The following is a 13301-nucleotide window of genomic DNA, read 5'->3' on the forward strand; positions in this document are numbered from 1 at the left end:
TGGTTTAACAATTATGGAACAGCGTCAAGCGGTTTTAAGCAATAATGTCCAATAAACAGTCCGCAGCCCCTTTTGTCCTATAAGCCCAAGAATCGTGGTTTCGGGCCGCCTTCCCGGACGGGTTGTTTTTCCGGGGTGTACTGCGGATGTCGTACATGCGAAGTACAGCTCTGAGAACACATGCCCGCTCGCCGGGTGCTGGTGTGACTGCTGAGGTTCGTGATGGCCGACCGCTGCGCCGTCGTACCGGAGGGGCTGCGCCGCAATGAGCGGAACAGCACGGAAACGCGGCTGCGGCGTCGCACCACCTACACCGTCGCACCAACTGTGCCGCGCTCCAGTGACGGCATCGTGCTACAACGTGAGGAAACGTGCCGGTAGGAACACGAACGCGGGCGACCGAAACCCTCGAAAGAGTCCAGCCACCCGCGTGACGCGTTGAACGTGAGTATTAAAAGTAGAGACTAGTGGGCGCGGCGCTGCAACCGGCCAATCTCCAGGAGCAACACGGCGCGGCCTTCGAGCCGAATCCACCCGCGGGAGACGAAATCAGCGAGAGACTTATTGACCGTTTCACGCGAAGCTCCCACCAGATGCGCGAGCTCTTCCTGCGTGAGATCGTGCGCAACGTACATGCCTTCGGGAGTGCGTTCGCCGAAACGATTGGCCAGGTCGAGCAGCGCCTTCGCCACACGGCCGGGAACATCGGAAAATACCAGATCGGCAAGATTCTCATTAGTATTGCGCAGGCGACGCGCCATTTCACGGAGCATCGACATGGCGAGGGTGGGGTGTTCCTCAATGAAATTCTTCATATCGCGATGCGCGAGGGAAAGCAGATGCGTCGGCGCAATAGCAGTGACGGTAGAGGAACGAGCCCCCAGGTCAAAGAGCGAAAGTTCACCGATGATTTCCCCGGGGCCGAGAACGGCGAGCAGGTTTTCGCGCCCGTCATCAGACGTGTGACTGAGCTTCACCTTGCCATCGGTGACAATATAAAGGCGATCACCCTGGTCGCCTTCGTGGAAAAGCGATTCGCCCCGCTTGAGGGACGTATCGCTCATCATCGCGCCGAGAGCGGCGAGACTTTCCTCATCCATGTCCTTGAAAAGGGGCACGGTTCGTAAAACGCTGGTATCCATCTCTAGCCTTCCTCCGATGTACTCAGAATATTCCTGAAGTAGTCTCATGTCACATTTTGCCATTATTCACGGAAAATGTCTCATACCTGGGCTGTATATGTCTAGCGGCGGCCTACCGCCGTGCGGACCTCTCGAGCTGGGAAAGGAAATCCAGCATGATATTCGTGAATTCACGCGGGGACTCTTCAGGGATGAAATGCCCGGCGCCCGGCACGGCGATGAGCCGGTAGGAGCCGGTGGCGAAAGAACGGTCATCAGCCCAGGCCCGTTCACTAATCATGCGATCAGCAAGGCCGCGCACTGCCCAGACAGGCGCGTCCACGGGAGTGGAAAGGATATCGCGCCAGGCTTTCCCGGAGGGGCGGCGCCGCCACGTGGCGGTCCAGCGTAATTGTTCCACCGCGCTTGTCGCGGCCTCCGGGAGGCGCATCGCAGCGGCGTACTGTTCGGCGGCCCCTGCCGCGCCGCGGCTGTGCGGGGCGGACCATTCCAGGAGCAAACGGCGCATATTGCGCACGTCCCCGAGCGCGCGCGGAGAGCGATTCCCCAGCCGCGACGTCAGCAAACCGAGCAGACCGCGCGGGCGAATACCGCGCCCCAAATGGCGCAGCCCGAGCGGGTGTGGGCTGGCAACCGTCACGAGTCCGGTAATAATATCGGGGGCCATCGCCGCAGCTGCCCATCCGAGGGCAGCATTGGACCCGGCCGCCACGATCACCGCCGAACTTGCCCCCAGGGATTCGGTGAGCGAAATAAGGTCCTGGGCCAGTTCGGGCCCAGATTGCACCGAGGGAGTTTTATCGCTTCCACCCACGCCGCGCAGGTCCACGGCCGCAACTTCGTAACCGGCCTGCGCCACGGGTTCTATCTGGTGGCGCCAGGCATACCAGTATTCCGGGTAGCTATGCACGAACAGCACCAGCGGGGTGCGAGTCGAGTGGCTCCCGGCGTAGGCCAGGTGGAATTGTGCACCGTTGGCGGTCACGAGGCGATGCTCCCACGGTCCGGGGATCCAGACGCAGGAATTATCGGCGGGAAGTGAGCTCATGCGGCACCTTGTTACCTTCCGGCTTTGAGGGCTTCGGGTTTATGCGCTCGGGCTTGTCGATGCTCCGGCTTTTATGCTTCCTCCTCGGGGAGGCGGTATTCGCGCACCGTGAAAGCCCGCGCGCGCCGCGAACCGCGGGAGCGCGCCCCGTGCGCCGCGAATCCGATGGTCGCCAGGGCAGCGCCCAGCAGGATGAATCCGCCGAAAGCAAGATCGTAGGCGAAATGGTGCACGATATTATCCGTGACCGGCTTGTAGCCGCCGATGAGGGAATCCACCCAGTGCACCCCGCGCAGCGCCTGGCCGGGAATCATGAGTCCCACGAAACTGGCGGCGAGCAGAGCCCAGCCCCACAGCTGCGCGCCCAGGGAGGAGAGTCGCGCTAGTAGCGCGATAACGACGAGCAGGGCGACGCCACCGGCCAGTTCCGCCAGTGCGGCCCAATTGACCGGGGCCGTTTCCAGCGCGAAGGTGCGGGCCAGGTGCAGGCGTGCCACCGCGTCCGAAATGAGATACCAGGTCAGCGGGAGCAGAAGCAACGTGACCACCGAGGTCCAGATATGGGTCCACACCCGACCCTTCGGGGCATCCGGAATAGGCTCCATTTCGGCAATATCCGCCCAGGTGCGCTGATCTTCCAAGCTTTCCTCGCGCACGGCCGGGAAGACCGGGCCGTCAAGCCCCGCGGCGGGGGCGGTGGTGGGCTCTGCGGCGGGTTGGCCGGCCTGCGGGTAGAGCGCGGTTGCGGTCGCTTCCCCGGACACGTAAGGATCCGTGCCCGCCCCCACGTAGGGATCAACAGCCGCGGTGGCGGTGACTTCCGGGCCCGCGGACGCTGCCGGAACGGTTGCGGTTACGCCGGCTGCCTGCGCGAGGTTTGCGTATTCGCGGTCCGGAGCAGCGGGGGTTTCCGTGTGGTAGCTATCGTCGAAAGTGCCTGCTGCCAGTGATTCAGAAACGGAACGACGACGCGGCGCGGCCGGCGCGGGCGTTGTCTCCTCCGGTGCGGGTGCTTCTGGAGTGGTGGGCCCGGTGCTTTCCCCACGGGTGGTGGTGTTGGCGGGAACGGGTGCCTCCGCGGGAGTGGGTGCCGCCGCGGAGGTGGTTTCAGCGAGTTCTTCGTCGGCTGCCTGTTCGGCCTCGGATTGTTCCGGAGCGGGCTGAGCCGGGGCTGCCTGCTTCGCGGATTCGGGTGCGGGCTCGGGCCGGTCAGCGGCTTCGCCTTCGGGTTCGGTCGCGTCGGTGCTCGCCGGAGCGGAATCGCTCAGAGGGGAGGGCTCGCCGGTGTTTTCTGCTGCGGGATAAGCCGGCGGGAGCGGAGCGTCGTCGTGAGAAAAAACTGGGGTGGGAGCGGGAGGCTGCGTGGTGGGGAGGTAAGCGGTTTCTTGGTCCGCGAGATGGTCCTCGGCAATGGGCTCGAGAATATCGTCATCATCCAGTGGCCGGCGCGACGCGGTATTGTACGGGTCATTTGGCGTAGACATGGGTCCTCCCTTGATAGTTCTTTCTCAAAGATATGCCAGAAATCACGCGGATGTGGAGAATTTCAGCGGTGTGCCATAAACCGGGCGATGTGTCACAAAACGGATGAGGCGTTACGAATCAGGTCGCGCGTCACAAATCGGGAGGTGCGTATCCACAGATTCGTTCGTGTAGGTGGTTATCCACAGCGGAGCGATACGTGGCTGCGGCCGGGACCGAGACGAGGCACGCTCGAGGTATGACTTCTTCCCGTAGTTTCCCGCCTACCGTTTCCGCGTCTGGCGCTCCTGTTTCCAGCGTTTCTGTCCCTGCTGGGGCGTCGCCGGCACCGCTCATTTCCGCCGTCCCCCGCGAACTCGTCTCCCTGACCTACCAGCATGAGGAGGCGATGCGGGAGGTGGAAGCCGTTACGGAACTGGCCGGAATACAGGTGGCGCGTGGATCACCGGGGGTAGCTGCGCCGCCGGCCATACTTGAATTAGAGGAAATCTCGGCGGCCCTGCCCACGGTCCGCGCGCGTTTCCACCCGGTCCTCGCCAATTATTTTCCGCGCGGATCGGTAGTCGTGGAGCTTCCACGCCAAGCGGAAGACCTGCTCGAACTAGTTTTGGCGGCCGGGCAAACTCGGCGCGGGCGCATTATTGGGATCGCCGGGGTACGTGGCGGGGTAGGGGTATCGATGCTGACGGCCTGGCTCGCGTCGCTGAGTATCACGCGCACCGCCGTGGTGGATGCGGATCCGCTCTCAGCCGGGCTTGAACTCCTCATGGGGTTTCAGGAAAAACGCGGGGCGCGCTGGGCTGATATTGCCCACGCGGAAGGCATGCTCATCCCGCAACGGCTCCGGGCGGCCCTGCCGGCACGCGGGCAACTCAGTCTCCTCAGCGCGGATGTGCGCGGCGGAGCGCCCGCGGGTGGGGACGCGGTTCCACATGCCATCGATGCGCTTTCCCAAGCTAGCGACACCACCTACGTTGATCTCCCACGCAGCTCCTTGCTGCTTGGGAGCGAGCCGGCACGTTGGCGGGCCTGGTGCGATGTGGTGGTGCTTGTTACCGAGGTGACTGGCCGCGATGCCCGGGCCCTCCCCAGAATCCTTCGTGATGTGGGGGAGAGTACTCCAGTGGTGATCGCAGCGCGATGCACTCACAAAGTGGAGGCGCAGGCCTTCGGGGTGGATATCGGCCAGAAGGTGATTCCCGTGCGGCGTCTGCGCGGTTTGGATGAGGACCTCGCGCACGGCGTTGTTGTGGGAGAACAGCGCCGGTCCGGGACCGCGCGTGACGTTACGCAGCTCGCCGCGCATCTCGATGAGGTTCTGGGCGGTGGCTCAGGGGTGAATCGATGGATAGCACGGGGGAACTAAATCTGGCCCGTTCCCGCGGGAACTTGGCTCGTACCCGCCGGGAGCTAGCCCGCGGCATCAGCGTGCCCGGGGTGCTCGCGACCGTGGCGCCACACGCCGTTGGAATAAAAAATGTGCTGGGAGTGGCGCGGGATATCAACGCGGTGGCCCGCGGCTGGGGCCCGCAGTTGCGGCGCGTGATTGAAGACCCCTCCGTCACCGATATTTTGATCAACGGCGGTACCGGGGTGTGGCTGGATCGCGGAAATGGACTGGAACGCGACGAACCGTTGAGCGCCTTGCTGGTCGATCCGGGGGAAGTACGCGCACTCGCGGTACGTTTAGCTGCCGGCGCCGGCCAACGTTTGGACGACGCCGCTCCTATTGCCGATGGTACCTTCTCCAACGGAACGCGCCTGCATGCGGTCCTCGCTCCGCTGGCCGCGGAAGGAGCCGCGATATCGCTGCGTACCCAACGGGCCCGCACCTTTACGCTCGCCGAGCTTCAGGATGCGGGCACATTCCCCGCAGCGCTTATGCCGGTCTTGCGAGCCCTGGTGGAGCAGCGCGCTAACGTCATGGTTGCCGGTGCTACCGGATCGGGGAAAACCACATTATTAGCCTCTCTGCTCAGCTGCGTACCTGCCACCGAACGGCTCATCATTATTGAGGAAGCTTCGGAATTGCGGCCCGCGCATCCGCATGTGTTGCACCTGCAAATTCGCCGCCCCAATGTGGAAGGCCACGGTGAAATTACCATGAGTCAATTGGTGCGGGCCGCCTTGCGGATGCGCCCGGATCGGATCGTGGTGGGGGAATGCCGAGGAGAAGAAGTGCGTGAGGTCCTTACCGCACTCAATACCGGGCACGAAGGGGGATGGGCGACCATCCATGCCAATTCGGCGCGCGATGTTCCCGCCCGCCTCGTGGCTCTCGGCGCATTGGCAGGAATGTCTGCCGCGGTGGTCGCCGCACAGGCGGTCGCGGCCCTCGACGCCATTATTTCTATTGAACGCCACGGGCCACTCCGGCGCATCACCCGCGTGGCTATCCTCCGCAGCCGCAATGGCAGTCTTGAAGCCCCGGATGCCTTGGCGGTGGGTGCCGATGGCACTATCCACGCCGGACCCGGGTGGGCCACCCTGGGTTCGCGTTTAGGACTGGAGGTGACATGGTAATTCTGGTGGTGCTCGGCATTCTTCTGGGCGTATGCGCGTATGCTGGCGTTCCTTGGGATCGTGCCGGCAAGATGACCTTCCACTCATTCTTCTTCCCGAGAAGCGAAATAGCCAGCCGTGACAGCCGTGATGGGTGTGGCAGGCGTGGTCAGCGCGTGCCGCGGAGCCGGCGCAAGCGTGATTCCCCGCCCAGTTTTGACGCCGGCCTGCTCGCGGTGGAAGTCGCGGCCCGCATTGATTCGGGCGCTGATCACCGCCGTGCTTGGCTCACCGCGCTCGCCCGTTTTGAGCAGAGTGCGGACAGCTCAGGAACCGGTGCTACGAGTGAGATGAGAGGTGACCATGCCGGCCAGATCGACGAGGTCGGAGTTCCCTTACTTCTCCGAGAGCTATGGGAGCGGGCGCCCCGTAATCCGCGCCGGGCCCGCGGCCTCCTCGGCATTCCCGCGCTCATTGCAGTGTGTCGGCTCACTCACCACACCGGAGCATCGGCAGCTCGCATTCTCGAGAACTGCGCGGCGGCGCTCTCCGAATCCAGCGATGCGCTAGGTGAGCGCCGCATCGCGTTAGCCGGGCCGCGGTCAGCCGTGAAAATGCTCGCCGCCATGCCCCTTTTCGGCATGCTCCTCGGCTCGTTTTTTGGAGGTAATCCCGTCACTTTCCTCGTTGAAACCCCGATCGGGCGATGCTGCTTTGCTTTGGCGCTCATCTGCGAGGTGGCCGGTATCGTATGGATGCGTCGCCTGGTCAGGAAAGCCGAGCAATGGGGCTGATCCTGTGTCTCCTGGTTCTTCTTCTCGCCCGGGTGTGGATGCCCGCTGCCGGGCAGGGTGCGGGCGGGCAGGATGCTCCATCCCGGCCGGGAGCGGCGCCGCGAGCCGGGCGGCGCTTACCTCCCTCCGACCCGGCGTTTCTGGCAGACCTCGCGCGGGTGGCTCTCTCCTCCGGGGCTTCACTTCCGGCCGCACTCGAAGCGGTATCTTTCGCCGTCGCTGAAGAATACGCCCACCTTGATGTCGGTACGACGGCGCAGCTTCTCCTGCTGGGCGCACCTTGGGCCGAGGCGTGGGATGGAATACACCCACGCGCCCACCTGCTGCGCGAGGCCCTCCAGCCAGCTTGGGAGAATGGGGTAGCCCCGCTCACTCTGCTTGGCACGGCCGCCCGCAGCTACCGGCGTCGTCGTTCTAGAGAAGCGCGCCGCGCGGCGGCCGAACTCGGCAATAGCCTTGTGGTGCCTTTAGGCGTGTGTTTCCTACCAGCATTTATTCTCGTGGGAATTGTTCCGGCGGTGGGTGGTGCAGCCGCCGGTCTTTTCCAATAACAGCCGTGTGAACGAAGGCGGCTAAAGGAAACCGTGTGAACGAAGCTAAATTGCGACGGCGCGCCACGCTCGTTCCTGCTTTATCCCCTTGTATCCCCAGAACGCTCATACGGGACGATTATCCACAGGCGCGTGGGCGTCGGATGCGGGAGCGTGTACGGCGCGGAAGACTAGCAGAGCCGGACCTAGCACGTTCCGAGCAGCCCCTAGCCCAGCCCTGGGCTGCGGGCAGTGGGGTCCGGCAACCACATCCACCCATGGGCACGGCACAGCTCGTTACAGATAAGAAAGGCACCATTATGACCACGGCACTCAACCCCGTTAGATCAACTCTCCCCACCCACCCGGGCAGCACTTTCCTGGAGGGAAAATCCCATCCGGAAGCGGGCATGACCACCACCGAATACGCTGTCGGAACGCTCGGAGCCTGCGCTATCGCCGGCATCCTCTACTGGCTCTCCCAGCAGGATTGGATGCGTGAGCTGATCGCCGGGATTTTCCGGCGCGGGCTCAATATCGCCTAAACCGAAGTCCAGGTTCCCATCGGCCCCGGTGGGAGGCCCACGGCTTCACAGAAAAGAGAAAGGCCCGTCATGATATCGAAGCATTCCTCCGAGCAATGCCAGGAGTTACCTTCTTTGCCGCGGGGCACGGCCGGTGAGGGCGCACTTCTAGCCAGCCAGCCAGCTCAGCGGGCCCACCGGTCCCACAGATTCCGGGAACGCCGGCGTTTATGTGCGCAATGCCATGAGGTCATTGAGGCGCGCGGGCATATAGCAATTCCCTGCGCTTGCCGTCGCCGGGAGATCCGTTCCCGCAAACTCTCCCGCATTTTGCGCCGGCCTTACGGCGTGGAGAACCGGGAAGCGGGCATGGTCACGGTAGAAGTGGCCCTCGGGATTGTTAGCGTACTCATTATCCTCTTGCTCGCGCTCGGGGCGCTGAGCGCCGGGGCCCAATACATCTCCTTGCGCAGCGCCTCCCACGATATTGCGGTCCTTGCCGCGCGCGGGGAAAGTGAAGAGGCCTTGCGCACTCGCGAACTCCCACCGCGGGCCAAGTTGTACCTGCAACGCGCGGAAGACCACGTGAACGTGGTGGTGCGTGCCCAAGCAACCGGCCCCCTGCGGGCCCTGGGTATCACTATGGAAGCAAGCACTTCTGTAGATCTGGAACCGGGAGTGCTGGGAACGTGAGAGTCTCATGGCGGGATAGCTGGAGCGAATGGTACCGGCTCTATCTCATGTGTCGAAGGGAAAGCCGCGTCCGGCACCGGGATCCGTCCCGCGTCCGGCACTGGGATTTATTCCGGACCTGGTCCCGGGTTCCGCGTCGGGCCTCTGAGCGGGGCGCGGGGACCGTGCTCGCGCTAGGGGTGATAGCCCTTGTGCTGGGGCTGACCGGAGCGGTGCTCACCGCCTGCACCGTGGTAATCGCGCGAATGGACGCTCGCGCCACGGCAGATGTTATTGCCCTGCAAACAGCCGAGCGGGTGATTAACCAGGGCTGGTCACTAACCGAAGCCTGCACTAAGAGCGAGCGTAGCGCGCAGCGCGATGGCTCAATTGTCGAAGAATGCAGCGAAACCGAAGAAGTATTTTTGATTCGGCTACGCACCCGGGCTCGCGCGGTGCCAGTAACGGTCCGAGTAACATCGCGGGCAGGTCCTATTGAGCGAGGTCACGGCTCCGACTCCGCGACCTCCAGCTCATCGAGTGCACAACTCAAGGCACTGAGCACCAGCACCGCGCCCTCTTTCCACAGGGGATCATTGTTATTACCGCATTTCGGGGATTGGACGCAGCGCGGGCATCCGTTCTGGCACGGGCAACCGGCCACGGCATCTCGCGTGGCGCGGATCCACTGCCGGCCGGCCCGATATCCCCGTTCGGCACATCCCGAACCTCCGGCCGCAGCATCGTGGACAATCACGGTGGCCGTTCCGGTATCCGGGTGGTACGCGGTAGACAGGCCTCCCACATCCCACCGGTCGCAGATGGCAAAGAGGGGGAGTATTCCGATTGCGGCATGCTCAGCGGCGTGTAAAGCACCGGGAACATCCGCGGCAGGGATACCGAGTTCCTCCAGATCCTGGGATGCCATCGTCCACCATGTTCCGCACGTCTCCATGCTGCGCTCTCGCGGAATAATGGGGTGAAACCCGAGGTACATGCCATCGCGGGCCCGGCGCAGGTGGTATCCGACGACCCGATTGAATACCTCCACATCCCCCCAGGCCCAGGTCCCGAGCCGGGTGGCGGTACGGGAGCGCGAACGGAGGATCTTCACGGTTGTCTCTTCAGCGGCAAAGGTCCGCAGATCATCCTGGGGTCGATGCCGCACGATAGCCACTTCACCATCACAAGTCTGTACATCGAAAGGAATGCCCTGATGTATGTAGATAGCCCCCGGGTACACGGTGGTATCTGCTCGCGTGGCATCCACCGTCCCCAGAACGTTCCCGTCTTCTTCGTCAACAATGGACACGGTGCTTGCCTCGCCGCGCAGGTTCACCAGCTCGTGAGCGCTAATCCCCGCATGCCCCCAGAACCACCCGCCGGGGCGGCGGCGCAAGAGCCCCTGCTCGCTCAGGTCGTCGAAAAGCGAAGTATCAGGGAGTCCGAAAATAGCAGCATCACCTTCGTTCAACGGGTGCTCGGCGGCGGCTGCGCACACCTGCCCGGTCAAAACATTCGGATTGAGCGGATCGAAAACGCTGGCCTCCGCGCCCGTGCTCAGTACCGTATCCGGGTGGGCCAGAAGATACTGATCCAAAGGATTGGAGGTTCCAATAAAGACAGCCAGCCCGGAACTTCCCGCCCGCCCGGCGCGTCCCGCCTGCTGGTTAAACGAGGCCGTTGTTCCGGGCCACCCGGTGAGAATAACCGCGTCCAGTCCGGAAATATCGATACCCAATTCCAGGGCATTGGTTGTTGCCACGGCCCGCAATGCTCCAGAACGAAGTCGTTGCTCCAAATCACGGCGTTCTTCAGGAAGATACCCGCCGCGGTAAGCCGCTACCGCCTGGGCCAGAGACTTGTGTTCTTCGCGCAACAACTCTTGGGTCAGCCCAGCTACCCGTTCGGTTCCGGCCCGCGAACGCACGAAGGTGAGAACCCGCGCCCCTTCTGCCACGAAACGAGCGGTGAGATCGGCCGCCTCTACCGTGGCCGAGCGGCGCACGATTTCTCCCTCACCTTCCCGTACCTGCCCGGAAAGAATATGGTCGGTCTCGTCGTCGTCCACAGGAGAACACTGCCACAAGGCGATGGTACGTTCGCCGCGCGGGGAGGCATCATCTGTTACCGCTTCGACAGGGCCAAAGGCCGTTCCGATAAATCTGGTGGCAGTTTCCTGCGGTTCTCCGGCAGTTGCCGACAGGAAAACAACTGTGGGCCGACTGCCATACAATGCTGCGATACGCAAAATCCGGCGCACCACATGACCCACGTGCGCTCCGAAGAGCCCCTTATACGAATGAAATTCGTCGACAACGACCATCCGCAACCCGCGCCAGATCCGCTGCCATCGGTCTTTCTGGGGCAGCATCGCGTGATGCACGAAATCGGGATTGGTCAGCACAATATCGGCGTGGTCGCGCGCGAAAGTCTTCTCCTCCGAGTCGGCATCCCCGTCTGCGGTAGCCACCGTGATCCGGGAATCAACATCTCGAGCCAGGGCCCGCAACGAGGTGTACTGGTCTGCCGCCAAAGCCTTGGTCGGGGAAAGATAAAGCACGGTGGGAGGAGCGCTTACCCGCGCCAAACTAGTCGAGCTACGCGGGCCCAGCATCTCGGTGAGCGCCGGCACCCACGCCGCCAAAGATTTCCCCGAACCGGTCCCGGTGGCCACTACCGTGTGGATACCTGCGTGAATGAGATTCGCGGCGCGGACCTGGTGCTTCCACAGCTGTGGCACACCGTGGCTAGCGCAGGCGCTTATTACCCGCGGGCTGACCCACGCGGGCCACCCGGCTACTCCCGCGGGGCGGGCATCTTGTTTGCGCAGCGCTACCAACTGTCCCGCGGTGGCGGATTCTTCAAGAACGGATAGGAGACGCATATGTGTAGTGTGCCCGATGAGGTACCGAAGGCCAAAGAACTGCGAGGTATGGAGCCGAGAGCCATGGGGTTGAGGGCCAAAGAAAGCCACGCTAGTTCCCGTTTCTCTCCCCGGGGCTTTCCTCAACACGGCCGGGCAGTTTACTGTTATGGCATGGAGCTCTTTGTCCCGGGCGCCCCCGAGCGCCTCGCCACCACGTTACGTCAAGATCTCACAGGCTATACCACCGCGCATATCTCGACCCTGCTCGGCCCCGAAGCCACCGCTGCCATGCGCCGCGAACAGCGCATTCCCGCTCTTCTCGCATGCGAAAACGTGTGCCACCAGGCCACTGCGCCGCATACCGAAGCGGAGATCCTGGCCTGCCAAGTCCGTCTCCTTATTCTCGGCGATACTCTCAGCGCAGAAGAACTTGAGAGCGCCTTCCCCGCCACCTTCGGGGATCGGGTCACGCGCGATGCCCTGCTCGCGGTCAGCAACCCGGGATATCGGGCCCGCTTCCAAGTGGTTCCCGTTCCGCTAGACATTACTAGGAGGGGCACCCGGCGTATCACCCGTACCGAGGTGCTTATCGCCTCCGATTTTGGGGAACTGGCCGGCCGGGTACCCGGAGCCCACCACGTTATGCCGGTGGGTGGGGCCACCCGCACCCTCGCGAATATCGTCACCTATAGCGGGGGACGGGTTTTGGATGTGGGAACGGGATGCGGAATCCATGCCATTAGCGCCGCACTGCAAGGCTGCGAGGTGGTTGCCACCGATATTTCTGCGCGAGCTTTGCAATTCGCCGCCCTAAATATCGCGCTCGCGGCCGTACGGGTAGAACTACTGCACGGTTCTCTTTTCGAACCGGTGGAGGGGCGTTTTGACACCATCGTGTCCAATCCACCTTTTGTTATCACCCCCGCGGCCGTCCGGCAAAAAGTCGATTTCGAGTATCGCGACGGTGGATTTGGTGGGGACACACTCCTTTCTGAACTCATCTCCGCGCTTCCCGCCCACCTCACAGATACCGGCACTGCCTATATTTTGGGGAATTGGGAAGTGGAAGACGGCTGCTCCTGGGATACCCACCCGCAGGTGTGGGCCCGGGTGGCGGGCCTCGATGCCTGGTTTATTGCGCGTGATGAGGTCGATCCGGCTCACTATGTAGAGATGTGGCTCCGGGATGGTGGCCTGCGCCCGCGCGATACCGGATACGAGGAGGCGTATCGCGCCTGGCTCGATGATTTTGCTGAGCGTGGGATACGCGCGATCAGTCTGGGATACGGGATCCTCTCCCGCCCGGCTGCCGCTCGCGAACCCATGATCCGCACCGAGGAAATACCGGGCCGCCCCCAGGGCGATATCCGCCAGCATATTCAGCGGGTTTGGAAGAACCGGCACCTGGTGGCCGCCCCCGATGAGGAATTAGCACAGCGCACCCTGACCCGCACCGAGGTGATCGAACATCGGTTTTATGACCCGGGGGCGGCCGATCCGCTACGTATTATTCTCGCGCACACGGGCGGATTCCAGCAGACCCTCCCGGCTGATTCCCAAGTCGCGGCTTTCGTGGGCGCCTGCGATGGTGAGTTGAGCGTGAGCGCCCTGTGTCAGGCGATTGCGCGTATTTACGGAGAGGAGAGCGCGGATGTCCAAACCCGTCTCCTCGAGACGGTGCGCGAGCTCATCGCCACCGGGTTCTTGATCGAAGGAACAGGAACTGGGAACTAGGCGA

11 protein-coding genes are annotated in these 13301 nt (G+C 63.1%); 7 read left to right on the forward strand and 4 right to left on the reverse strand.

Annotated elements, in window-relative coordinates:
- Nucleotides 1–464: 464 nt before the first annotated feature.
- From ACRQEG_RS08075 to ACRQEG_RS08085, 3 genes are all read right to left on the reverse strand, one after another.
- Nucleotides 465–1142, reverse strand: coding sequence for a Crp/Fnr family transcriptional regulator (locus ACRQEG_RS08075; RefSeq protein ID WP_016443318.1), 678 nt, complete (start codon nucleotides 1140–1142; stop codon nucleotides 465–467).
- A 112-nt stretch (nucleotides 1143–1254) separates the two neighbouring features.
- Complete coding sequence (locus tag ACRQEG_RS08080; protein WP_320757806.1) at nucleotides 1255–2190, reverse strand: alpha/beta fold hydrolase; 936 nt, start codon at nucleotides 2188–2190, stop codon at nucleotides 1255–1257.
- A gap of 71 nt (nucleotides 2191–2261) precedes the next feature.
- Nucleotides 2262–3674 carry a hypothetical protein gene (locus ACRQEG_RS08085; RefSeq protein ID WP_320757807.1) on the reverse strand — a complete coding sequence of 471 codons (1413 nt, stop codon included), beginning with the start codon at nucleotides 3672–3674 and terminating at the stop codon, nucleotides 2262–2264.
- A 236-nt stretch (nucleotides 3675–3910) separates the two neighbouring features.
- Here ACRQEG_RS08085 and ACRQEG_RS08090 point away from each other — a divergent pair, with 236 nt between their 5' ends.
- From ACRQEG_RS08090 to ACRQEG_RS08115, 6 genes are all read left to right on the forward strand, one after another.
- Entirely contained in the window at nucleotides 3911–5038 is a 1128-nt protein-coding gene (locus ACRQEG_RS08090) for a CpaE-like family protein (RefSeq protein ID WP_320757808.1), read from the forward strand.
- Nucleotides 5017–6195 (forward strand): TadA family conjugal transfer-associated ATPase, encoded by a 1179-nt coding sequence (locus ACRQEG_RS08095; protein WP_320757809.1) that lies wholly within the window; start codon nucleotides 5017–5019, stop codon nucleotides 6193–6195. Before ACRQEG_RS08090 ends, ACRQEG_RS08095 begins: the two co-directional genes overlap by 22 nt.
- Complete coding sequence (locus ACRQEG_RS08100; protein ID WP_320757810.1) at nucleotides 6189–6968, forward strand: type II secretion system F family protein; 780 nt, start codon at nucleotides 6189–6191, stop codon at nucleotides 6966–6968. The genes ACRQEG_RS08095 and ACRQEG_RS08100 overlap by 7 nt, the downstream gene beginning before the upstream one ends.
- The gene (locus ACRQEG_RS08105; protein ID WP_320757811.1) at nucleotides 6959–7519 is read left to right on the forward strand and encodes a type II secretion system F family protein; all 561 of its coding nucleotides are present in this window, start codon (nucleotides 6959–6961) and stop codon (nucleotides 7517–7519) included. Before ACRQEG_RS08100 ends, ACRQEG_RS08105 begins: the two co-directional genes overlap by 10 nt.
- Nucleotides 7520–7776: 257 nt before the next feature.
- The gene (locus ACRQEG_RS08110; RefSeq protein ID WP_320757812.1) at nucleotides 7777–8043 is read left to right on the forward strand and encodes a DUF4244 domain-containing protein; all 267 of its coding nucleotides are present in this window, start codon (nucleotides 7777–7779) and stop codon (nucleotides 8041–8043) included.
- A gap of 69 nt (nucleotides 8044–8112) precedes the next feature.
- The gene (locus ACRQEG_RS08115) at nucleotides 8113–8715 is read left to right on the forward strand and encodes a TadE family type IV pilus minor pilin (RefSeq protein ID WP_435730816.1); all 603 of its coding nucleotides are present in this window, start codon (nucleotides 8113–8115) and stop codon (nucleotides 8713–8715) included.
- Nucleotides 8716–9199: 484 nt separating this feature from the next.
- Here ACRQEG_RS08115 and ACRQEG_RS08120 read toward each other — a convergent pair whose 3' ends face one another.
- Nucleotides 9200–11581, reverse strand: a complete 2382-nt coding sequence (locus ACRQEG_RS08120) for a DEAD/DEAH box helicase (RefSeq protein WP_320757814.1) — start codon at nucleotides 11579–11581, stop codon at nucleotides 9200–9202.
- A 153-nt stretch (nucleotides 11582–11734) separates the two neighbouring features.
- Between ACRQEG_RS08120 and ACRQEG_RS08125 the strand changes: the two genes are divergently transcribed.
- Nucleotides 11735–13297, forward strand: coding sequence for a class I SAM-dependent methyltransferase (locus ACRQEG_RS08125; protein WP_320757815.1), 1563 nt, complete (start codon nucleotides 11735–11737; stop codon nucleotides 13295–13297).
- The last annotated feature ends 4 nt before the right edge of the window (nucleotides 13298–13301 follow it).

It is taken from the genome of Actinotignum stranguriae (genome assembly GCF_051265215.1).
In the GTDB taxonomy this organism is placed as follows: Bacteria; Actinomycetota; Actinomycetes; order Actinomycetales; family Actinomycetaceae; genus Actinotignum; species Actinotignum schaalii_C.

What these genes read in the sequence shown, in the direction of transcription:
- ACRQEG_RS08080 (WP_320757806.1), bottom strand. Translation starts at nt 2,190, where the DNA reads ATGAGCTCACTTCCCGCCGATAATTCCTGCGTCTGGATCCCCGGACCG.
- ACRQEG_RS08105 (WP_320757811.1), top strand. Translation starts at nt 6,959, where the DNA reads ATGGGGCTGATCCTGTGTCTCCTGGTTCTTCTTCTCGCCCGGGTGTGG.
- ACRQEG_RS08120 (WP_320757814.1), bottom strand. Translation starts at nt 11,581, where the DNA reads ATGCGTCTCCTATCCGTTCTTGAAGAATCCGCCACCGCGGGACAGTTG.
- ACRQEG_RS08075 (WP_016443318.1), bottom strand. Translation starts at nt 1,142, where the DNA reads ATGGATACCAGCGTTTTACGAACCGTGCCCCTTTTCAAGGACATGGAT.
- ACRQEG_RS08085 (WP_320757807.1), bottom strand. Translation starts at nt 3,674, where the DNA reads ATGTCTACGCCAAATGACCCGTACAATACCGCGTCGCGCCGGCCACTG.
- ACRQEG_RS08100 (WP_320757810.1), top strand. Translation starts at nt 6,189, where the DNA reads ATGGTAATTCTGGTGGTGCTCGGCATTCTTCTGGGCGTATGCGCGTAT.
- ACRQEG_RS08125 (WP_320757815.1), top strand. Translation starts at nt 11,735, where the DNA reads ATGGAGCTCTTTGTCCCGGGCGCCCCCGAGCGCCTCGCCACCACGTTA.
- ACRQEG_RS08095 (WP_320757809.1), top strand. Translation starts at nt 5,017, where the DNA reads ATGGATAGCACGGGGGAACTAAATCTGGCCCGTTCCCGCGGGAACTTG.
- ACRQEG_RS08115 (WP_435730816.1), top strand. Translation starts at nt 8,113, where the DNA reads ATGATATCGAAGCATTCCTCCGAGCAATGCCAGGAGTTACCTTCTTTG.
- ACRQEG_RS08110 (WP_320757812.1), top strand. Translation starts at nt 7,777, where the DNA reads ATGGGCACGGCACAGCTCGTTACAGATAAGAAAGGCACCATTATGACC.
- ACRQEG_RS08090 (WP_320757808.1), top strand. Translation starts at nt 3,911, where the DNA reads ATGACTTCTTCCCGTAGTTTCCCGCCTACCGTTTCCGCGTCTGGCGCT.